This window comes from Myroides sp. TSA_177.3, from assembly GCF_052691955.1.
Genome location: NZ_JBQZGD010000011.1, coordinates 86,154 through 107,840, shown reverse-complemented (window position 1 = coordinate 107,840; position 21,687 = coordinate 86,154). Strand labels below are relative to the sequence as shown.

25 protein-coding genes and 1 tRNA gene are annotated in these 21,687 nt (G+C 35.5%); 14 read left to right on the top strand and 12 right to left on the bottom strand.

Going from position 1 to position 21,687, the window contains the following annotated elements; translation table 11 throughout:
• Positions 1-96 precede the first annotated feature (96 nt).
• Both ACUTSE_RS11870 and ACUTSE_RS11865 read left to right on the top strand, forming a co-directional pair.
• Positions 97-471, top strand: a complete 375-nt coding sequence (locus ACUTSE_RS11870) for a hypothetical protein (RefSeq protein ID WP_445640371.1) — start codon at positions 97-99, stop codon at positions 469-471.
• 13 nt (positions 472-484) lie between these two features.
• Positions 485-1,141 (top strand): hypothetical protein, encoded by a 657-nt coding sequence (locus ACUTSE_RS11865; protein WP_445640370.1) that lies wholly within the window; start codon positions 485-487, stop codon positions 1,139-1,141.
• 43 nt (positions 1,142-1,184) lie between these two features.
• On the opposite strand, the gene ACUTSE_RS11860 is transcribed toward ACUTSE_RS11865, so the two are convergent.
• The 7 genes from ACUTSE_RS11860 to pyrR all read right to left on the bottom strand — a co-directional run bounded on the left by ACUTSE_RS11860 (position 1,185) and on the right by pyrR (position 5,564).
• The gene (locus ACUTSE_RS11860) at positions 1,185-1,745 is read right to left on the bottom strand and encodes a hypothetical protein (protein ID WP_002991173.1); all 561 of its coding nucleotides are present in this window, start codon (positions 1,743-1,745) and stop codon (positions 1,185-1,187) included.
• Complete coding sequence (locus ACUTSE_RS11855) at positions 1,735-2,016, bottom strand: hypothetical protein (protein WP_445640369.1); 282 nt, start codon at positions 2,014-2,016, stop codon at positions 1,735-1,737. Before ACUTSE_RS11855 ends, ACUTSE_RS11860 begins: the two co-directional genes overlap by 11 nt.
• A 13-nt stretch (positions 2,017-2,029) precedes the next feature.
• Complete coding sequence (pdxH, locus tag ACUTSE_RS11850) at positions 2,030-2,677, bottom strand: pyridoxamine 5'-phosphate oxidase (RefSeq protein WP_445640368.1); 648 nt, start codon at positions 2,675-2,677, stop codon at positions 2,030-2,032.
• 9 nt (positions 2,678-2,686) lie between these two features.
• The gene (locus ACUTSE_RS11845; protein WP_445640367.1) at positions 2,687-3,601 is read right to left on the bottom strand and encodes a ribonuclease Z; all 915 of its coding nucleotides are present in this window, start codon (positions 3,599-3,601) and stop codon (positions 2,687-2,689) included.
• A gap of 94 nt (positions 3,602-3,695) precedes the next feature.
• Entirely contained in the window at positions 3,696-4,037 is a 342-nt protein-coding gene (locus tag ACUTSE_RS11840; RefSeq protein WP_445640366.1) for a ribonuclease Z, read from the bottom strand.
• A gap of 30 nt (positions 4,038-4,067) precedes the next feature.
• Positions 4,068-4,994, bottom strand: a complete 927-nt coding sequence (locus tag ACUTSE_RS11835) for an aspartate carbamoyltransferase catalytic subunit (RefSeq protein ID WP_002991164.1) — start codon at positions 4,992-4,994, stop codon at positions 4,068-4,070.
• Positions 4,995-5,015: 21 nt separating this feature from the next.
• Positions 5,016-5,564 carry a bifunctional pyr operon transcriptional regulator/uracil phosphoribosyltransferase PyrR gene (gene pyrR, locus ACUTSE_RS11830; protein ID WP_115089742.1) on the bottom strand — a complete coding sequence of 183 codons (549 nt, stop codon included), beginning with the start codon at positions 5,562-5,564 and terminating at the stop codon, positions 5,016-5,018.
• Between the two features lie 217 nt (positions 5,565-5,781).
• On the opposite strand from pyrR, the gene ACUTSE_RS11825 reads away from it, so the two are divergent.
• The 9 genes from ACUTSE_RS11825 (at position 5,782) to ACUTSE_RS11785 (ending at position 12,260) form a co-directional block, all read left to right on the top strand.
• Complete coding sequence (locus tag ACUTSE_RS11825) at positions 5,782-6,579, top strand: META domain-containing protein (protein WP_445640365.1); 798 nt, start codon at positions 5,782-5,784, stop codon at positions 6,577-6,579.
• An 85-nt stretch (positions 6,580-6,664) separates the two neighbouring features.
• Entirely contained in the window at positions 6,665-7,207 is a 543-nt protein-coding gene (locus tag ACUTSE_RS11820) for an NADPH-dependent FMN reductase (RefSeq protein ID WP_002991157.1), read from the top strand.
• A gap of 13 nt (positions 7,208-7,220) precedes the next feature.
• A tRNA-Ala gene (locus tag ACUTSE_RS11815) sits at positions 7,221-7,294 on the top strand.
• A gap of 279 nt (positions 7,295-7,573) precedes the next feature.
• On the top strand, positions 7,574-8,137 hold the full coding sequence (locus ACUTSE_RS11810; RefSeq protein WP_445640364.1) for a hypothetical protein: 564 nt from the start codon (positions 7,574-7,576) through the stop codon (positions 8,135-8,137).
• Between the two features lie 46 nt (positions 8,138-8,183).
• Positions 8,184-8,942 carry a hypothetical protein gene (locus ACUTSE_RS11805; RefSeq protein WP_445640363.1) on the top strand — a complete coding sequence of 253 codons (759 nt, stop codon included), beginning with the start codon at positions 8,184-8,186 and terminating at the stop codon, positions 8,940-8,942.
• A gap of 66 nt (positions 8,943-9,008) precedes the next feature.
• Entirely contained in the window at positions 9,009-9,419 is a 411-nt protein-coding gene (locus ACUTSE_RS11800) for an Arm DNA-binding domain-containing protein (RefSeq protein ID WP_445640362.1), read from the top strand.
• A 100-nt stretch (positions 9,420-9,519) separates the two neighbouring features.
• On the top strand, positions 9,520-10,167 hold the full coding sequence (locus ACUTSE_RS11795; protein ID WP_445640361.1) for a hypothetical protein: 648 nt from the start codon (positions 9,520-9,522) through the stop codon (positions 10,165-10,167).
• A gap of 6 nt (positions 10,168-10,173) precedes the next feature.
• Complete coding sequence (locus ACUTSE_RS11790; RefSeq protein ID WP_445640360.1) at positions 10,174-10,779, top strand: outer membrane beta-barrel protein; 606 nt, start codon at positions 10,174-10,176, stop codon at positions 10,777-10,779.
• Positions 10,780-10,922: 143 nt separating this feature from the next.
• Entirely contained in the window at positions 10,923-12,260 is a 1,338-nt protein-coding gene (locus tag ACUTSE_RS11785; RefSeq protein ID WP_445640359.1) for a serine hydrolase domain-containing protein, read from the top strand.
• Positions 12,261-12,284: 24 nt separating this feature from the next.
• Here the strand turns inward: ACUTSE_RS11785 and ACUTSE_RS11780 are convergent, their stop codons facing one another.
• Positions 12,285-14,204 (bottom strand): OmpA family protein, encoded by a 1,920-nt coding sequence (locus ACUTSE_RS11780; RefSeq protein WP_445640358.1) that lies wholly within the window; start codon positions 14,202-14,204, stop codon positions 12,285-12,287.
• 408 nt (positions 14,205-14,612) lie between these two features.
• On the opposite strand from ACUTSE_RS11780, the gene ACUTSE_RS11775 reads away from it, so the two are divergent.
• The 3 genes from ACUTSE_RS11775 to ACUTSE_RS11765 all read left to right on the top strand — a co-directional run bounded on the left by ACUTSE_RS11775 (position 14,613) and on the right by ACUTSE_RS11765 (position 17,319).
• Complete coding sequence (locus ACUTSE_RS11775) at positions 14,613-15,203, top strand: glutathione peroxidase (protein WP_002991140.1); 591 nt, start codon at positions 14,613-14,615, stop codon at positions 15,201-15,203.
• A gap of 57 nt (positions 15,204-15,260) precedes the next feature.
• A complete protein-coding gene (menD, locus tag ACUTSE_RS11770; RefSeq protein WP_445640357.1) occupies positions 15,261-16,913 on the top strand; it encodes a 2-succinyl-5-enolpyruvyl-6-hydroxy-3-cyclohexene-1-carboxylic-acid synthase in 1,653 nt (550 codons plus the stop codon).
• A 61-nt stretch (positions 16,914-16,974) separates the two neighbouring features.
• Positions 16,975-17,319: a DUF2853 family protein gene (locus tag ACUTSE_RS11765; RefSeq protein WP_002991138.1), complete on the top strand. Its 345-nt coding sequence runs from the start codon at positions 16,975-16,977 to the stop codon at positions 17,317-17,319.
• A 79-nt stretch (positions 17,320-17,398) separates the two neighbouring features.
• Here ACUTSE_RS11765 and ACUTSE_RS11760 read toward each other — a convergent pair whose 3' ends face one another.
• The 4 genes from ACUTSE_RS11760 to bshA all read right to left on the bottom strand — a co-directional run bounded on the left by ACUTSE_RS11760 (position 17,399) and on the right by bshA (position 21,644).
• Positions 17,399-18,736, bottom strand: a complete 1,338-nt coding sequence (locus tag ACUTSE_RS11760; RefSeq protein WP_445640356.1) for an amidohydrolase — start codon at positions 18,734-18,736, stop codon at positions 17,399-17,401.
• Between the two features lie 10 nt (positions 18,737-18,746).
• Positions 18,747-19,463 carry an ankyrin repeat domain-containing protein gene (locus ACUTSE_RS11755; RefSeq protein ID WP_445640355.1) on the bottom strand — a complete coding sequence of 239 codons (717 nt, stop codon included), beginning with the start codon at positions 19,461-19,463 and terminating at the stop codon, positions 18,747-18,749.
• Between the two features lie 68 nt (positions 19,464-19,531).
• Positions 19,532-20,404 carry an AraC family transcriptional regulator gene (locus tag ACUTSE_RS11750; protein ID WP_445640354.1) on the bottom strand — a complete coding sequence of 291 codons (873 nt, stop codon included), beginning with the start codon at positions 20,402-20,404 and terminating at the stop codon, positions 19,532-19,534.
• Between the two features lie 103 nt (positions 20,405-20,507).
• Positions 20,508-21,644 (bottom strand): N-acetyl-alpha-D-glucosaminyl L-malate synthase BshA, encoded by a 1,137-nt coding sequence (bshA, locus tag ACUTSE_RS11745; RefSeq protein ID WP_002991134.1) that lies wholly within the window; start codon positions 21,642-21,644, stop codon positions 20,508-20,510.
• Between the last annotated feature and the right edge of the window lie 43 nt (positions 21,645-21,687).

The following is a 21,687-nucleotide window of genomic DNA, read 5'->3' as shown; positions in this document are numbered from 1 at the left end:
AACAACCGCTATAAAGTCCCCAATATTGGGGATTTTTTTTTGCTTTCTGCTGAAAGTGTTTCCTTTTAGCTATCTTTAAAAGACTAAACGTTTACTATGCCTATTCTCATACAACAAGATGTTGCAATTCCCTATCCCAAAAAAATGGCTCTTGCTATACAGTTTCCTTATGCAATCGTAGACATTCACAATAGTTTTGATTACTTGGAGGAAGTATGGGAAATGCTTGTACATAGACTTTCAACGGCACTAGAGGAAGCAGGAATGACCATCCTAGAAGGAAAAACGCACATTAACGACGACTATACATGTATTGCGTACCAACTTGTTCTTTTAGTCACCCCTCCGAAGGTAAACTTTGCTTTTCTCTATGCAATATTGAAACAAGAGGAATTGCCGCATCAGTTTACCATAACAACAGCCAATCCTTATAACAACCAAGAAGTCTATATTTTAATACAAACCAACTAATTCCGTTTTACCTATGATACTCAGTACAACCCATAGCAAGAATCTCCCTACACCCGAAGAACTACAAAAACGCTGTAAATCACTCGCTATTTTAGATGCTATTTTTAGTCCAACCTGGGAATACCGTTATTATTCCTATAACGCCCACTGGGATACTGAAGAAGAATTTTTCCAGATGCGAGATGGTGAAGGAGATGAAATGCTTATTCTTTTTAAGGCGTCTGGAGCAGTTATCAATGGGTTTGCACATGAATTATACGACTATGAAAGTCAATTACCCAACAAAGGTGCGTTAACCCATCAATTACCTGAGGTATATACTGGTTTTATCTATGGGGAGCCTGTAGCGTCTATTGGGACAACCTACTGCCTTTGGACAAATGATGAGCATATTTGGCAAACAGGAGAAATTGAATATGAAGAAGATGGTTCTGAGGACCAGTTATACATTTTAGATGGAAATCCCCAAACCTATATTCAATGGGCTATTGACTACCATTTTGATGGTGAGGAAGAAGCGATGACACCACTCATGCGAGAAACTATTGTAGCCCTTTATCAAGGTGTACCATTAACGAGAGCTATAGTACTTGCCCTTCAAAGTGATTTTGATGATTGGCAACAGCTCCAAGAAGATTTACACGATATCAATTACCCTCATACCTTATAAAAGAAAAAGTCCATGCTAACATGGACTTTTTCTTTTTATCTATTTATCGATTTGGATTTTGTTTGATATAAATTTGAGTAGCACCTACACCGTATTTCTGGTAATTTGCGTCTTCTGCAACAACCTCAGCATATCGGCTAAACAAAAATTCTAATTCTGCTTTCAGTACTCCCTCTCCTACTCCATGTATGAATACAATACGCGGAATTCGATTGCGGATAGCAAACTCAAGTTGTCCTCTAGCAGCATCCAATTGCAACGTAAGCATATCGTGTTTTTCCATGCGTCTATAGTCCTTGGTCAATTTTTCAATATGCAAATCAACCTCTAAGACGAACTCATCCTTACGCGATTTCTTTTCTTTGACAAACGATCGTTTTTTAGGTTCAACTTTACTTTGTAAAGCTTCTTGAATTGAACCTTTAGAACTGGCAGATTTAAAATCTACTTCTTGATCTTTTCCTATCTTCAACAACTCTGAGGGTTTGTAATTCAATACAAATCCATCCTTTGTTTCTATAGTTACTTGATCTCCTTGAATTTGGGTTATAATCCCCTCTTCATTTTCGTCTAATACTTGTACGTAATCTCCTTTACTTAACATCGTGCTTCCTATTACTTTTTTTATCTACTACAGTTATCGAATAGTCTTCCATTGCTTCCTCTGCTTCAGTAGGAGCATCAGAACGAACGATTAATGATTTTTTCGGTGCATTACTCGGTGTCTTTTGCATGAGACGAGCCATGGCTAAAAAGAATAAAGCGACTCCAATGACTTGTACCCATAATCGAGGCTGATTCGATGCTTGTTCCATTAAAGCCCAAATCATAAAACCAACCACAACAAGAGGAAGTATTATTTGCTGTATTTTCATTTCTATTCTATTTTTAAGGCGCTAAACGTTCAATTTTCCAATCCAATTGATCCGCTGTTAAGGTATAGCGAATACGATCATGTAGGCGATTCGGTCTTCCTTGCCAGAATTCAATACTCACAGGCTCTACACAAAAACCGCCCCAATGTTTTGGGCGATGAACGGTATCTTCTGTTGATGTTTGTTCTAATTCTTTTAATGTTTGCACCAAACCTTCGTAAGATTCAATAACCTCACTTTGGTTGGAAACAATAGCGCCCAAACGACTTCCCAAAGGACGACTATCGAAATAATTATCCGATTGATTGTCGCTAACTTTTTTTGCGATTCCTTTGATAATCACTTGACGCTCCATCGAAGGCCAAAAAAAAGATAGACATATATGGGGGTTCGCTGTAATTGCTTTTCCTTTTTCTGACTGATAATTGGTAAAAAATACAAAGCCATTTTCATCATATGATTTCAACAGTACCACTCTTGCTTTAGGAAACCCATCCAAGCCAATAGATGAAACAGTCATGGCATTCACTTCTTCCACCCCTCCAAAATCTTCTACTTCGCAAAACCATTGGCGAAATTGCATCATGGGATTAGGATTGACTTCCGCTTCAATCAGTACTTGTTTTTCGTATGATTTTCTATAGTTACTTAAATCGCTCATTGTGTTGGTTTATTTAGTGAAATCAAAGATAACACCATCATCGGCATTTTCTATCGTTCCCTCAAAAACTTCTGCTGCTTCTTTCTTAAAAAGGCTGATATCATCGTATCGGGTTGAATAATGCCCTAATACCAATGTTTTAGCACCTGCTAATTTCGCAATCATCGCTGCTTGTTTCGCTGTACAGTGTTTGGTACGTTCCGTATAATGGATCTCTGATTCTAAAAAAGTACTTTCATGGTATAAAACATCCACATCTTTGATAATCGGTACAATCGCTTCCGAATAGTACGTATCGGAGCAAAAAGCATAGCTTTCCGTAGGTTCCGGATCATAGGTAATATCCTCATTACGCACTAGTGTTCCATCCTCTAACATTATATCTCCTCCTTGTTTTATCTTTCGATAATAACAGTGATCAATTCCTAAATCTTCAATCGCACCAATTCTCAACTTTCGATCACCTGGTTTAGATTCAAACAAATAACCATTGGTATACACGCGGTGGTCTAAAGGAATGGTACGTACAATCACGCGATCATCCTCAAAGACTACCTCACTTTCTTTGCTTTCTAATTCATGGAAGTACAAATTATAGCCAGTAAAAGAATTACTCAATCGCAATTGCAATAAAATAATTTCTTTAATTCCTTTCGGTCCATAGACATGTAAATCACTCTGTCTATTTAAAAGAGAATAGGTTGAAATCAAACCAATTAAACCATACAGATGATCTCCGTGTAAATGTGAAATAAAAATATGGTTAATTCGTTGAAACTTAAGTTTTTTCTTTCTTAATTGGATTTGAGTACCTTCTCCAGCATCAATCAAAAACATATGTCCATTTAGCTCCAAAACTTGAGAAGTTGGATTTGTCATTGTTCTTGGTGTAGCTGCATAACAACCTAATATAGTAAGTTTCAATGGGTCAAGATTTTATAATTCGTGCTTGTAAGTTACAAAAAAGCCCAGAGCATACAAAAGAAAAAGGCTTAATTACCTTAAGCCTTTTCTATTTCTATAATTCTAAATCACGTTGAATTTCGTCCATTTCAATCAAATCGAAAGCTTCCTGTTTGGTTGGCACGACAATTAGATCTCCATCAAAGTCATTAAAATTAACTTCTGAGAGCACAATGACGAACGATTTATTTGCGTTTTCCATGTGTTCAATTGCTAATTCTTCCATGGCCTCTAGCGTTTCTTCCGTGATTGTTTCTTGTGAACCTGACAAATCAAGCACGAGATTAAACGTGTGAAACAAAGCCTTGTATTGGTCTGTTATCTTCTGCACTAATCCCGTTATCGTATCGCTTCCAATCTGGATTACTTTGGTGTGTCCTTTCTCCGTAACTTTCATTTTTCTTTTTGTTTTATAGTACTAAAGTAGCTATTTAATTTTGGATGCCAAAAGATAAATCACCGCCATGCGGATGGCTACTCCATTTTCTACTTGATCCAAAATAACAGATTGTTGAGAATCAGCAACATCAGATGTAATCTCAACCCCTCTATTGATTGGCCCTGGGTGCATTACTACAATTTCTTTATCTAAAGAATCTAAAATTTCCTTCGTCAAACCGTATTGTTGAGCATATTCTCTTGTATTAGGGAAATAGCTAAAATCCAAACGCTCATTTTGCACGCGTAGCATATTCGCTACATCACACCACTCTAGCGCTTTTCTCAAATTAGGTTCTACTTTTACCCCTAGACTCTCAATATATTTTGGAATTAATGTTTTAGGTCCACAAACGCGTACTTCTGCTCCTTGCATTTGCAAAGCAAAAATATTGGATAAAGCCACACGTGAATGCAATATATCCCCTACAATCACCACTTTTTTACCCGCTACATCGCCTAATCTTTCGCGAATAGAATAGCTATCCAAAAGTGCTTGCGTTGGGTGTTCGTGTGCTCCATCACCAGCATTTACAATACTCGCTTTCACATTTTTAGACAAAAAATAAGCGGCTCCTGGATTGCTATGACGCATAACTACCATGTCCACTTTCATTGCTAAAATATTATTTACGGTATCAATCAATGTTTCTCCTTTTTTAACGGAAGATTGGGCAGAGGAAAAACTGATAACATCAGCTGATAATCGCTTTTGAGCCAATTCAAAAGACAATTTTGTTCGCGTACTGTTTTCAAAAAAGATATTGGCAATAGTAATATCTCGTAGTGAAGGTACTTTTTTGATGGGTCTATTGATTACTTCTTTAAAATGATCTGCTGTTTCAAAAATCAAATCAATATCCGCTTTATTAATATATTTTATTCCTAATAGGTGATTTACACTTAATTCTTTCATTACTTCAACTAGATTTTCCGTTTAATTATTGTCAAATTCTTCCAAATAGATGCAGTCGCTTGTACCATCTTCAGACCAATGCACGCGTACCGCTTCTTGGTCAAAAGCATCTACCTGTCTTCCTCTATAATCTGGTTGAATAGGCAAATGACGACTAAATCTTCTGTCTATTAGCACCAATAATTCAATTTCTGCAGGTCGTCCAAACGATTGAATAGCAGTCAAAGCTGCGCGAATGCTACGTCCTGTATATAAAACATCATCAATAAAAACTACTTTCTTATCTTCAACAAGAAAGTCAATTTCAGTTCGATTTGCTTCAAGTGGCTTTTGATTTCTCCTAAAATCATCGCGGAAAAACGTAATATCCAAATATCCTAAAGGAACATCTGTAATATTGTATTCTGTTTCCAAAATGGCTTTGATTCGCTTCGCTAAATATTTACCACGGGGTTGAATACCAATCAGTAATGTATTGGAAAAATCCAAGTGATTTTCCACCAACTGACAGGCCAAACGATGAAGAATAATATCAATCTCTTTTGAAGTAAGTAATACTTTTGGATTCATATAAAAAAGAGTTGTGTTTGGGGAGTAAAATTACAATTAATTATGCTTCTCACCCAATTTATCATCAATAAATTAAAAGATAAAATCCAAGGGTTCTTCAAGTCTTCGTTCTGGCTTTCCTTTCGTCTAAAATGTTAGATTGCTGTTAAGTATTATTTTATCTTCTATCGAAACAGTTAATTCACTATCTTTAAGAACCTAAAAACACACCGCTGCTATGAATAAAATCTACCTAACCTTATTGGTCTTGCTCGCCTTTGTCCCTCAGGCACAAGCTCAAATTCCACAGGATTCTATCCTCAATACGACTTGGATTTTAACGCAAGCAACCAATATATTACCCATTCAGCGACAAACCACTTTGCAAATCAATACCATTAAATACGAGATTAAGGGATTTGCAGGATGTAATAATTATACCTTACCGATCAAACAGATCAAGGAAAGAAGAAACTATACCCAAATTACAACAGATGCAATCATAACCAATGATAATAGTTGTACCAAAAATGTCAATGAATTTGAAAAGGCCTTTTTACAAGCCTTAAGTAATCAACGACTTCGAGTAGAAACGGATCAAGCGGTATTAACGATTGTAAATGAGAACAAACAAACGTTTACCTTTTCAGTACAACCTCAAAACCCTTTGCTCAATTACATTGAAAAGCATGCGTGGAAATTAATTCAACTCAAGGGAAACAGCGATCGCGTGTATCATCCTTATTTGACTTTTGACTTTCACAGCAATACCGTTTCTGGTTTTACAGGTTGTAGCTATTTTACAGGTAAAATTGCCATCAGCAATGCCTTAAATAAAATCCAGTTTTTCGATTTAGAGGTCAAAAAGAGAACGTGTATGTCTACCAATCGCAAGACGGTCGAAAAAGATTTTATTCAGCTGCTAGAAGGGGAAACCTTCTCTTTTGATGTAGCCGAACAAACCCTTAATTTATATCAAGATAATGCCCTACTCTTGATGTTTGGTTTTATTCCCAAGCACTTGATTTCGGAATAAGCAGACGCATTTTCGCATTTTAAAAAGACAAGGTGACAAATATTTATCGTAAATTGTAAGCCGTAAAAAAACACAAAATAGTTTTATGAAAGCTTTAATTTTTAATGGTTCTTTGGATGAAGAATCTTTTAGAACGTCACGACGTATTGCCCAATTCTATGCTGACGAATTCATAAAGGCTAACCTAGAGGTAGAACAAGTACACTTATCTGATTATCAGATCCCTATATTCCAAGCAAAACACATGGAAACCCCTCCTCAAGATGTTACCCGATTTATTGATGCCTTTCGCGCTGCGGATGTCATGATTTGGTTAACTCCTTTATATCACGGAGGTATGACGGGAGTAATGAAAAACGCGCTAGATTGGTTGGAACTCACTTCTCGCGATACACCGGCGTATTTGACCAATAAGATTATTGGTTTTACGTGTTGGTCCGCAGGGAATCAAGCCATGCAGGGAATTCAGGCCTTAGATAATGTTGCCAAAGCATTAAGAGCCTGGTCTTTACCTTATAGTATTCCAATTAGCAATATGGATTTATACATTAATAATGAAATTGCTGATGTATATCAGAAAAAAATGAGTATGTTAGCGCAACTTTTAATCGAGAGTAAAACTCGATAAAAAGCACAAGGTTGGGGATGTAGCTCAGTTGGCTAGAGTGCTTGACTGGCAGTCAAGAGGTCGTGGGTTCGAGCCCCATCTTCTCCACTTTTAAATAAAAAGCTACCTTTAGGGTGGCTTTTTTTGTTTTTATACCTCAGTTATTCAATACATTACCTTTATTAGCGTAATTTACTCCCCTTATTCTTTATGGTTTAAAAGGTTGCAAAATAGGTTGCATATTTTGTGTGGAGGTTGCATGTTTTCAAAAACATAGTTTACACCATACTAATTAACAAATATTTTATTCTCCCTAACATTTGATTATTTTTGATATTTCTTAATCAAAAGAAGAATCTTTTTAATTACTCTATTAATCATATAATTATGAACTTCGAAAATGAATTTTCTACAGTAAACTTAATACTTAACTCTCAGCACAACACTAGAGGTATTGATGCTTTTATTCTCTCTCATATAAAAATTGAAAAACAGATAAGAAGAATATTTACTTTTTTGATTTATCAGCATCCTGTTTTCACAAACAAAGATATCCCTCAACTAAGAGAAACACTCGCGAGCAATACAAAAATGTATTTTGAAAATTTTATCATAGGCATTAATCAGATATATCAAAAGTCTATTGAAGAAATGTATGGAGACCATTATACTGAAGATCTGATTGAAATTAGAAAAATAATAAGAATAAGAAATAAAATTTATCATGGTCAAATTACATCAAGTGGATTATCAAGGTCAAGTTTAATTGAAAAAATAAACTTTTTAAAAAAATGGGGAATTAAATTTGAAGAAATTTTCGACAATGAAATAGGTTATTCTGGTTTCAGTAACTCTTTCAAAAAATCAGATAAACAATTAAATTTAATTAATTTAGATAAGTTTTCTAATATAGAAAACTACAAAATTTTTCTATCTGAAATTAACAGATAAAATATTAATACGCAATTTTATATCCTAAGCTTTTAGACTCAAAAAAATGCAAGAATTAAAATATAGTGCACTCTTACTATTAAAAATAATAGCAGTACTTCTAATTACAACTATTATCCCATTAATATTTTTATTTTATCCCATATTGGCATTAATAGTACCAGTATATTTTTTGATAGTACTAATAACACTTAAAATATGTAAAAATAAAATTATTCAATTTGTCTTTCAAATATTATATTTTCCTTTTAGTTTAGTTTCGAAAATTTTAAACAATACATTTCCTTTAATTTTAATAATGATGAATGTGATTTTGTACATTGGTTTACCTCTTATAATAGTTGCGAATTCATCACTCTTTTTAAAACTTTTAAAAACTCCTATTAATTTTGAATTAAAACTATACCTATCATTTTTAACATCCTATGTATTCTACATCACCTTTAATAAAGTAATATTAAAATTTATAGAAAAAAACAGTCCCGCTAGATACAAAACATCACAAAAACTAAAACCATACAATATTAAAGAGATTTCTGAGTACCTTTTATCGAAAGAGAATATGAGATTTTTAATCTATACATTTAATTTCTTTGCTATTATTTTCATTAATATATATAAATTTCAAGAGTTATCTTTTTATGACACAATATTACTTTTAGAAAGACCTATTATACAATCTCTTGTAACATTTATAGCCTTTGATAGAGCTATTATTTTACTTAAAGATTTAAAGTTTAAGCCTTCAGAATTTTATAAAAAAATTGAAATAGGAATTCAAAATAAAAAAGATAGTTTAAAATAAATTATCTATATAAAAATAAAAACTACCTCATCAGGTAGTTTTTTTATACCCTAAACCCAACAAACTATGAAACTACATAAATTAAATCTACTGTTTATTATTTCTAGGAGTAGAATAAATAAACAAGGCTTAGCTCCTATTACCTGTAGGTTAACCTATAAAGAACAAAGAAAGCAATTTGCTACAGGTTTATTCCTTAAACCAGAACATTGGCAAAATACCCAGCAAAAAGCACATCCTCCCAATGAAGAAAACAATTTTATCAATACACAGCTAAGCCTGATTCAGAACAAAATGAATCAGGCTTTTTTATTTCTACAATTGCAACAAAGCAAATTTAATGTTGAAGCTATCTACAAACAATATTTAGGAGAAACACAGAATAAAGACAAATCTCTATTAGAAGCTTTTCATTACCACAACAGTAAAATGGAGAAATTAGTAGGGATTGAAATAGTAGAAAATACTTTAAATTAATACAATAAACCCTCTTTTTTTTGACAACTTCACTTATTAATCTAAAACATCAATTTGAATATGTTAATAAAATGTTTATGTTTGCCCAAATTTTTTAACAATGAAGAATTTCTTACTCACCTTCCTATTTCTATTTCCTTTATTGATTTCAGCAAAACCATACAAAGGCACTGTTTATTATAAAAACGACAATAGAGCTGTTCATCTCGAAATTGAGATGCCCTTAAAAGTAAATGCGAAAAAACTAAAAGTTAGAATTGATGGTCAAAAACAGAGCCTCGATGCTAGTACCTTAGCCTACATGGATATTTACATCAATGACGGTCAAAAAAAAATTTCCTTTAAGCGCGGAAAAGTCTCTCATTTTAAAAAAAATGGTGAAATCCGCAAAAGACAAAATGTAGATGTTTGGTCTATGATAACAGATGTTAACGAAAACATTATTGTTTCTGCTGCAGGGCTAATGTATGATGTCAAAAAGAAAAAAGGGGAAGAGTACATATTGATTATTTTCGACCCTTTATCACAAGGTTTTTACTTAAGCAAGCACAATTCTGATATACTCGTGAATACAGATCCTTATTTGGATGAATCTTTTGAATCTAAAATAGGTGGAGCTAAAGAACTATTATTTCCTGAATGTGAAAACATCATGGAACTTTTTGCAGAAGCTCAAAAATCAGAAAAAAAATCCAATCGACTCCATGTGTTACTTGAGACGTATAAAACTTGCTTAACAAACCAATAAACCAATATGAAATTAAAATTACACCTTACCTTTCTTTTCTTATTCCTTTCTTGCTATACAGCAAATGCGCAATTTTATGGCAATGATTTGTATTGCTACGATTGTGATTTCGGAATTGAAGTTGGAGGTACACTTTCCAATATTAATGGATTAGATGCTAGTGAAAAAGCAGGACTCTTCATTGGGTTGTACAATTCGTATGATTTTAATGATCACTGGGCTATTCGATTTGGGTTGGGCTATGCCAATCTTGGTGCTAGAATAAAAGAATACAATACCAATGTCGTTTTGCACACAGCACTTATCGAACCAATTAGTGTGCATTATATGTTTAAACAAAAGTTTAAAACTTTTCTTGGAGCAAATCTAGGGATGACATTTTTTGGAAAAAACCCATATAATGAAGAGGAGCCAGGTATGATGCTTATGCCTGAGGGCATCAAGTTTTTCGACGTCAGTCTTTTTGCTGGTGGTGGATACAAATTAACTGACAATCTCGATCTTAACCTCAGATACAATCTGGGTATGACGAATATCAACAACATGGAAGATTCTGATGCGAAATGGAAAAACAATTGGATGTCACTGAGCGTTGCTTATACATTTAGATAAATTACGCATTACTTTGTACTTTTTAAGCAGCCTCAATACTTGGGCTGCTTTTTTTATTTACCTCCCCCTATTCTTAGGTTCTGTCATGCGGTGGTCTACAATTAATTCAATATATTTGAAATCATCCGCAAGTATCTGATTCCATGAAAAACAAGTTGTCGCTGACCTTTATCCTTTTACTTGTCGCTCCTTTTATATGGGCGCAAAAATTCAATACCACCAAAGCAGATGAATACATCCAGCGTATTACTGCTCATCAAAGAGGCATTGGTTCAGTAGCGATCTATAAGAACAATAAGGTTATTTACACCCGAGATTTTGGCCATGAGTTAGTTGGAGAGGATAAACAAACCCCACATCTATACCGCATTGGCTCCATTACGAAGATGTTTACTGCGGTTTTAATCTATCAGTTGGTTGATGAAGGAAAGCTTAACTTAGATGATCGGGTTGCTTCCTACTTTCCAGCACTCAATATCCCTAATTTGTTTACAATTAAAATCAGCGATTTACTCAGCCACACGAGTGGATTAGACGATTATACCTGTAAAGATGACGATTTCTATTGGTTGAAAGAAGTACAAACCCAAGAGGATATCACGGACAACATTATTCAGCAAGGAACACCTCATTATGGGGCAAAAAAGAAGAATTTTTTCTTTTCCAATACAGGATACTATTTACTTGCGCGTATTGTAGAACAGAAACGCAACCTCAGCTATGATGAAGCAGTAAAAAAACACATCATTCAAAAGATTCATTTAAAAAACACCTATACGTCCAGCGATATTGTACCTTACGAAGTGCAATCCTACCAACTCTTTGATCAGTGGGAAACCATGAAAGAAATGAGTTTTGAAAACACCAATGGGGTCAATGATTTAATTGCTTCTATTGACGATTTAGCGCGATTTAATCAAGCCTTGTTTAGCCATAAATTAATTTCTAAAAATAGTTTAGCGAACATGAAACCGGTTCCTTATAAGGAAAAATACGGAAGAGGCATGATGTATTACCTCTATAAGAAGAAGAATTTTATTGGGCACACTGGCGGTACTTTCGGGTCTTTTTCTTTGCTTTACTACAATGAAGCAGAAAAGTTAACCTTTGTCTATGCTATTAATGGAGCTGCTTTTTCTCATTATCAATTATTTGATGCCTTGCTGGCCATTCTCTATAATAAAAAATACACGTTACCACAGTTTGAAACGATTCCTGTTACGGATGAACAATTACAACCTTATGTAGGAACATACCGTCAACCTCAATTGGATTTGACGATTGAATTTGTCATCGAAAAAAATAAATTATTCTTAAAGCCATCGGGTTGTAATCGCTATGCGCTACTAGATGCGGTGGGAGAAAATACTTTTCGATCACCAGAGGGAACCGTTACGTACAGTTTCAATCCAACCAATAAGCAAGTGGTTGTGCAACAGTTAAAAGCAAACTTTGTATTGAATAAAATAGAAACGGAATAGCGCAAGCTATTCCGTTTCTATTTTTTATCGCTGGAGAATAATAAACTCCGAACGTCTATTTTGTTGATTTTCTTCGTCTGTACAAGTTTTACATGGCACTTTTGGCTCGCTACTCCCCATGCCCTTTGTTTCTACTCGTTGAGCATCAATGCCTTTGTCATATAAATACTGGGCTGTTGCATCAGCTCTAGCCTGTGATAGCTTTTTGTTGTACTTTTCTTTCCCCACTTGGTCGGTATGCGCAACAATGAGAATACGCATCGTTTGATGCTCTTGCATGAAGGCTACTAAACGATCCAATTCGTGCGCCCCTACTGCTGTAATTGTCGCCTGATCAAACCCAAAAGGAATGTCATTCAACACGATTTTATTGTCTTGAATTTGAGGTTGTACTTGTTTTCTCAAGAAAATCGGTTTCAAATCTGTCTCTTCTTTTTTACTCTTTCCTTCCTCTTCTTTATAAAAGTATTCCTCTTTTTCTACTTTTATCACATACGCTTTATCACAAGGTACCTCAATGGTAAATCGCCCTTGAGCATCCGTTTGTACTTCCGCCAGAACTTGACGAGAAATATCGACAAAAGTCAGCTGAACCCCTGCTAAAACGTCTTTTGTTTCTCCATCTTGAACGACACCACTTACTTGAGTGCCACAAATAGGCTTTACGCGATAAATATCTTGCCTACCAATGCGATTCGTTGAAAGGAAACCATATTCGCGCTGACTATTGTATACCCAATTAAAATCATCCTTCGGGGTATTGATTCCCTCACCTAAATTTTGAGGTTTCGCTTGTGGGTCATTTAAATCTAAGGCGTAAATATCCAATCCTCCATAGCCTCCCCAACGGTCTGATGTAAAATAAAGGGTATTATCTCCGCTAATAAAAGGATAGTCCTCGTTATATCCGGTATTGATGCGATCACCAAGGTGTTCTGGTTCTCCAAAAGTCTTTCCACCTTCTTCAATGGGCACTCTCCAAAGATCTAATCCACCAATACTACCCGGTTGATTAGAAGCAAAATAAAGGTAATCTCCTTTGGGGGTAATAAATGGATTAACATAGGTAAAACCTTCTTGTACAAAAGGCAACACCTTAATTTTCCTCCATTTCTTCCCTTTTCGCTCTGCCCAAAATAGGCTCATCATCCCCTGGCGTTGTTTCACTGCTTTGTTTTTTCTAAACTTGCGGTGACGATAACTTTCCGAAGTAAAATAAATCAACTTATTTGATGGGTGCATAACTGCTTGTCCGTCCATAAAACGACGATTGATACGCCCGCGTACTAAACTATGTTCATAGACCGGTTCATCTTTGGATTTAATCATCGCTTGATAAATACCCGTATTGGGAAAAGAAGTTCCCTTTTCTCGTACCTCAAATAATCGACGAACCCACTTTTGTTTGTATTTCGTTCGATTTGACACAAATAAAAGGGTATCTGTTGTAGACCAAGAGACACTGTGATCGGCATAAAACGAATCATTAATGCCTGATTCTTCAACAAAGTAAGTAGAAGGATTCGCCCCAGCCGTGGGGTATTCCTTAGCATGTTGTAAAAAATAATGGGCGCGGGCATCCTCAGGAGCTCCTTTTGCAAACTTTCGCATCGCTGCTTCTGCTACTTCATATCGTCCATTTTGCGTCAAATTATAGGCCAAACGATAATAAAACTCTACATTCAAAGCTGGGTCTTGTTCCAATGCTTTCGCATAGTATTGTGCGGCTTGAACAGAAAGTCCTAACTCGTCATAACACAACGCCAACTGTTGATAGATGTAGTTTGGCGTATGGCGTCCTCTCAATAAACGCGTATACTCATCCTTCGCTTGAACATAAGTTGTTCGAGCAAAATACTTATCTGCTTTTTTTAAACTGGGTTTTCGTTTTCCTTGTGCTGTTACTGCTAAAATCAAAAACAAAAACACGATTGCTTTTCTCATCTTAAAATCCTTTCACCTTGATTCAATACTACTAACGTCAAAGGATCCCTTGAGATTGCGAGGTTTTCTGCAGTTTAATAGCGAATTAACACGATAGACTTCCCTCATTTTGAATAAAGCAACAATTGTCCCGTTTTCTTATAATTCCTTTAATTTTTTGAACAAACTCAATTCAATTCTTTTCCTTCGTTGGTCTCTCTTTTTATTTCAGCAAAGAAAAAAGCGTTTTACGTTTAAAATAAAAATTTCCTACGTTCATCAAGCAAATAAAAATACCAAATGCAGAAGAGCATCAAACGCTTCCTATTTTAAAACGTTAAAAACTTAGTATTTACAAAATCTATTTGTAATTTTAATACATCGTAAATCAGATTTACCATCAAGTGAATCTCTCAGCAACTGAATAGAATGAAAAAATATGTTTTGGCTTTTGCATTCCTTGCACTTAGCCCATCAATTGTAAAAGCTAACGAATACCTAAAACAAACATCAACCATGAAAGAAACTGCAAAAAACCAGCAAACGATTTACCAATTCAAGGTAAAAGATTTGTATGGAAATGATTTTGACTTTGCCTCATTAAAAGGAAAAAAAATAATGATTGTCAACACGGCTTCTGAATGTGGCTTAACCCCTCAGTATGAGCAATTGCAAAGCTTATATGAAGAATTTGGAGGAGACAATTTTGTCATTATTGGGTTTCCAGCGAATAACTTTGGCAACCAAGAGCCTGGATCTAATGCGGAAATTGCAACCTTTTGTAAAGCGAATTTTGGTGTGACTTTTCCTATGATGGAAAAAATATCAGTAAAAGGAGAAGATATGGCACCCATCTATCAATTCTTAACAGAGAAAAAACAAAATGGATTTGCTGACAGTACAGTGGAATGGAATTTTCAAAAGTACTTACTAGATGAAAAAGGTCATGTAGTACAAGTAATCAATCCAAGAATCCTGCCTAATGATGCTGAAATCAAGGAATGGATTAAAAAGAAATAAGCTAGAATAAGGAAGCCATAGTAATTTTATTCGTAATTTTATCTTTTTGAAATTACTATGGTTTACCCTACTATACCGCTTGCGCAAAGCATTATTGAACTTTGTAAAGCAAAAAAACTAACAAACGTTGTTATATCGCCAGGATCTCGTAATGCACCCTTGACTATTGGGTTTACCAATGATCCTTTTTTCACTTGTTATAGTATTGCAGATGAACGCTGTGCAGCCTTTTTCGGTATGGGACTTGCACAACAAACGCATATACCTACAATTCTAGTGTGTACTTCCGGTTCTGCTTTATTAAACTATTATCCCGCAGTGGCTGAAGCCTTTTACAGTCAAATTCCCTTGATTGTTTTATCTGCAGATAGACCCCTACATAAAATTGATATTGGAGATGGACAGACAATACGTCAACAAAACGTGTATCAAAACCATATATTATATAGCGCTAATTTAACAGAGGACGCTAATTCAACTAATGATCAGCTGATTAATACAGCGATTAATACAGCGATTAGTAAACAAGGGCCTGTGCATATCAATGCTCCCTTTGAGGAACCTCTGTATCAAACAACGGAGCAACGAAGCGTGAATCCTATCGTTGAAGAGCCTATTCTTTCTACTTTACCAACTGTTGATTACGATTACTATGCAAACCAATGGAACAAAGCAACTAAAAAGCTGATTCTAGTGGGTAGTCTTGCTCCTCATACGCTAACGGACGATGTCATTGCAAAACTAACTGCAGATGGATCTACCCTATTTTTAGCAGAGACCATTAGCAATATTCAAGCACCTGGTGTAATTAATGCCATTGATCGTTTGGTTATTCCGATGGATGATGAAGCCTTGCAAAACTTACAACCTGATATTCTATTGACGTTTGGTGGCATGGTGGTCAGCAAAAAAATCAAGCAATTCTTACGTCAATATGCTCCTAAGCAACATTGGCATGTGGATACGCTACGTCATTACGATACCTATGACTGCCTGACAGATCGCATCTATACAGATGCCCAATCTTTTCTGACTCAGTTGACAGCAAATACGCAGCCTATTTCCTCTACTTATAGTAGCTGGGCCAATGCTATTATGGTAACGCGTAACACTCAACATAAGCAACACCTACACGATGCTATTTTCTCTGATTTTACCGCTCTTGATTACATCGTGAGTCAATTGCCTAAAAACAGTCAAATACAAGTGAGTAACAGTGCGGTTATACGCTATGTACAACTATTGCCAGTCGATTCGAGTATAGAGGTATTTTGCAATAGAGGAACGAGTGGTATAGATGGTTGTACTTCAACTGCCCTTGGAGCTGCTATCGGATCTGGAAAATCAACAGTACTCTTAACAGGAGATATTAGCTTCTTTTATGACAGCAATGCCTTGTGGAATGCTTACGTGCCCAAAGACTTTAAAATCGTCCTAATCAACAACGGAGGAGGTGGAATTTTTAGAACGCTTCCAGGACATCAAGAAAATGAAGTATTCAATACGTATTTTGAAACTACGCATCAACATACCGCTCAACATCTAGCAGCCATGTATGATTGGGCTTATTTTCAAGCGGATACAACTGAAGCTTTGTTAACACAAACCCAAGCCTTTTTCAATACGTCAGATCAACCTGCTATTCTCGAGGTAAACACCCCTACCTTCCTCAATGATGAAGTATTTAAAAAATATTATCGCAATATGTAATTTTTTTTACACTATCTCTTTTATTTTTAGTAACTTGTAGGGAACAAAAAAAAATAAAATTATGAGTAAAAGAGCTGAACTAATTGAAAAATACGCGGCAGACTTAAAAGACAAATGCGGTGTAAAACCTAACATGGAATTATTAGAAAAAGTGACGATCGGTTGTGGACCTTCGATTTACAATCAAGATTCCTCTACTGTGGCAAGTTCATCAGAGAAAGAAATGGCTACTGTTCGCACTAATTTTCTAATCAAAAAATTAGGATTAAAAGACGATGCTAAATTAGATGAAGGATTGAAAAAAGTAGTTGATCAATACGGTGCATCTAATAAACACAAATATAGAGCAGTATTATATTATCTATTAACGGTTCACTTTAAAAAAGAATCAGTGTATTTAAAATAAGAAAAAAATAAAAAAAGAGCAATGGTATCCATCGCTCTTTTTTGTTGTTTGTTGTTCCTATCGAGCTAAAACGCTTGTTTTAGATTTGATACACTAGTTTTCCTTTCGTAAAAACAGCTGTTCTTTGAGGAGTACGCGCTACTGCCTCTGCCGAACAAGATGCTTCAACCAAAATAAAGCTTGCTTCATCACCTACTAAAGGCCATACTTGCTTCCCTTCTTCATTCAAAGGCAAAAGCTGGTCTTTGGTTGCAATACGCAACGCTCTTGACAGCGACAATTCATCTCGCCATCCATATAATTCTGCCGTTAACTTGGCTTTTTCTAACATATCACAAGATCCAAAAGGAGACCAATGATCAATAATACTATCTGTTCCTGTCATTAGGGGAACATGATGCTTGTAAAAAGTAGGAATAGGCATATTCAATTTACCAATGGGAACCGTTGAAATAACTCCGATTCCAGCTTCTGCCAACTGAATACTTATCGCTTCTGTTTCCTTTGCATCTAGTTGTCCTAAAGCAAATCCATGGCTAATAAATGTCTTTCCTTGGAGTGCCTTATTCTCCTTTACTGTAGCAATCATATATTCAATAGCGGGTAACCCCGTAGCACGTCCTTCATGCAAATGAATATCGACTCCTATATTGTGATCCAAAGCAATTTGAAACATAATATCAAGTGATTTCTTCATATCTCCATCTACGGAAGTCGGGTCCAATCCACCAATATAATCTACTCCCATTTGCGCTGCTTCACGAAGCAACCCTTCTGAATCTGAATATAGAATTCCATGTTGTGGAAAAGCGACAATTTCAGCTTGAATATCCTCTTTTTTATTCGCTAAAGCTTTTTGTAGATTTTCTAAACTCTTCAATCCGCTAGTTGGTTCAATATTCGTCTGGCAACGGGCAAAGTACGTCCCTTTACTGTTCATCAACTCAATTGCTTTTTCTGCTTTTTCCGTTGAGTGAATCAATAATTCTGGTAAAATACGACGCTCTAAATCAATCATATCTTTTACCGTTTTACCGCGCAATGGCTCTGCATGCCAAGGTTCGCCATAAAACGTCTTGTCAATGTGAATGTGCATGTCTCTCAAACCAGGCAGTACCAATTTTCCAGCGGCATCAAAAACAGGAAGCGTATACGCTTTTCCTTGTGCGGCTTCAATCGATGCAATTTTACCTTCTTGAATATGTAAGTCGTATAATCCTGTTTGTGTTGCTTTTACTTGTCCGTGGTCATTGTAAATAAAACCTTCCTCTAAGCGTGCATTAATCAACACAAAGGTTGGATTTGCTGCTATCAGAGGCTTTACCTTCTTATCTTTCTCTTCTGCCCAAGCTGTTCCGGCTAGAAATAATCCTCCAGCTCCAGCTGTCGTTAAGTGAAGAAATTCTTTTCTATTCATCTTTTATCTATTAATGAGCTCCTGCTGCTTCTAATAATTGAACCATTGCCGTAAATTTTCTTGCTTTTGCATGATGCAACGGTGTTTTCCCATCGTGATCCGGAATATTTACATCCACTCCACCCTCAATCAACGCCTTGACAATATCCACATGTACTGTTCCGCCATTACTCAATACAATGGCTTCCATTAGTGCAGTCCAGCCTAAGCGATTCACGTGATCAATAGGGAAATTTGGCGTATTCACTAATAACTTCACCACTTCCAGATGTCCTTTCTCTGCAGCAGGAATTAAAGCTGTTCCGTTGTAGCGATTAAATATTGTGAAATCAGCGCCATGAGCTAACGATTTTTGAACTAATTCTAAGTTTCCTTCTGCTCCTGCATAGAGAAAAGGGCTATTTAAATTAGTGTCTTGGGTATTGACATTTGCTCCTTGATCAATAAGATACAAGGCTATAGGATTGTATTTTTTATAGGTAGCTACCATCAACGGTGTTTCTCCTTTGCTATTTTTAGCTTCAAGGTTTACACTATTTGCTGCTAAAATTTCTTTTACTTTCGTTAGGTTATTGGCAGCAACGGCTTGAAACAATTCTTTTTCTATTGTAGTATTCATGGTATACGTTATTTCATTTGTGTTTGAATCGGAACAGCTAGCCATCAAATTCGTTGATAATCCAGCGGTACAAATTAGCAACAAAGAACGCATTATATGCCTCGTCATAAGCTATATAGATTTAAATTAGTAACACTACAAAGATAGAGTTACCCTATAAAATAGCTGTTGTGTTTTTACAATGCTTTATTGTAAATATTATAACTCTCCCGAAATTGACCTGGGGTTTTATGTTTCCATTTTTTGAAGTAATGATTGAAATACCCTGTATCGTGAAACCCCAAATCATAGGCAATTTCCTTAATCGATAAATCCGTCGTAATCAGTAAACGCTCAGCTTCTAGAATCACGCGTTGTTGAATACTATGACTAGCAGAAATCCCTAATATCTTCTTTACCCGTATATTTAGATAGTTGGGCGTGATATGTAGTTTTTCTGCATAAAAAGCCACCTGATTCTGTGTCTTAAAATGCGTTTCTAATAAAACCTTAAACTCTTGTACCTTATTGTCTTTTACTTGTGCTTCTAAGGCTGTATAAGTATGAAGATACTGACGTTGAATCGTTTTTAACAACAAAAAAAACTGTAGAATACTTATTTCCTGTCCAATAGCATCTTCCTCCGTCAATACTTGATGTAGTTTTTTTAATTCTTGTTGTATCGCTTCATAAGCATCAGCAGTCAAGTTTAATACTGGAGGAACATCGAGTTGAAAAAAAGGCAAGGCACTAAGGCGATCTAACAGATGAAGCGTATTTGTTGAGAACATCAACTGATACCCAACCGTATCTTCCGACAATTTCCAATAATGTACTTGCTGTGGGCGAAGAAAGTGAATCTGAAAAGGTTGTACTTCTAAACGCGTAAAATCAATTTCGTGAATTCCAGTTCCCTGTTCCACAAAAAAGACAAGATAAAAATCGTGCTTATGTGGTAATACTAAATCATTACGCCCTCTTTCTGTATGTTCAAACAAGGTAATGTCCCAAGTCTCTTCTCCGATTATTTTAGATCGACTCCAAGTCTCTATGGTCTTTGTTTCTTTCATCAGATTACACCTTTACTTTTAGTCTCCTTTTAGTTAAGTAATAACAAGATAAGAAAAAAAAACTCGCTTCTTTGCAGAAGCGAGTTTTATCTAGCTATTTGAATTATATTTTTTCTTTTAGCGCTACTGCTTGATCATACAGTTCTTCGTACATCGGAAGAATTTCACTGATTTGGAAGCGTTTTGCTGTTTGACGAGCACCTTCTTTGAAACGACATAAAGTATCTTCATCTTTTAAGATGGCTAAAGCATTTTTAACCATATCATCGACATCCTTTACATTACTTAAATAACCAGATACTCCGTGTTCATTTACTTCTGGTAAACCTCCTGTATTACTAGAAATTACAGGAACTCCAACAGCCATAGCCTCTAAAGCAGCTAATCCAAAACTTTCCGTTTCTGATGGCAGTAAAAACAAATCAGAATACCCTAGAATTTGATTTACTTCATTACTATTTCCAAAGAAAATAATCTTGTCGTAAATACCCAATTCCATCGCTAAGCGTTCTGCTTTTTCCTTTTCAGGCCCATCCCCTACCAACATCAATTTTGCAGGGACTACTTGTTGAATACCATAAAAGATTTTCACCACATCACCGATGCGTTTTACCTTTCTAAAATTACTGATATGCGTGATGATGAACTCCCCTTTTTCTGCCATAGCACTACGCTTACAAGGCGTTTCTGAGCAATCAACCTCTTTTACTTCTATGAAGTTAGGGATAACACAAATCTCTTTTTTACTTTGAAACAGTTCATATGTTGATTGTTTCAAAGATTCTGAAACCGAAGTAACAAAGTCAGATTTATTGATACTAAACGTTACTGCGCTTTTGTAATTGGGATGATTTCCAACTAAGGTAATATCAGTTCCGTGTAACGTAGTAATCATCGGTAAGTCGATTCCCTCCTCTTTGAGCATTTGCTTTGCCATATACCCTGCATAAGCATGTGGGATAGCGTAATGTACGTGTAAAACATCAATATTGAATAGTTTCACGATATCCACTAATTTACTAGACAAAGCCAATTCGTATGGCTGATAGTGAAATAGAGGATATTCAGGTACATTCACTTCGTGATAGTAAATCTTAGGATTTAATAAAGCTAAACGAACGGGTTGACTATAGGTAATAAAATGTACTTCGTGATCTCTTTTTGCTAGTTCCAAACCTAGCTCTGTAGCTACAACCCCACTTCCACCGAAAGTTGGGTAGCATACGATTGCGATTTTCATATATGAATTATTTGGTGCTTAAAGATACTTCGAATTATTTATA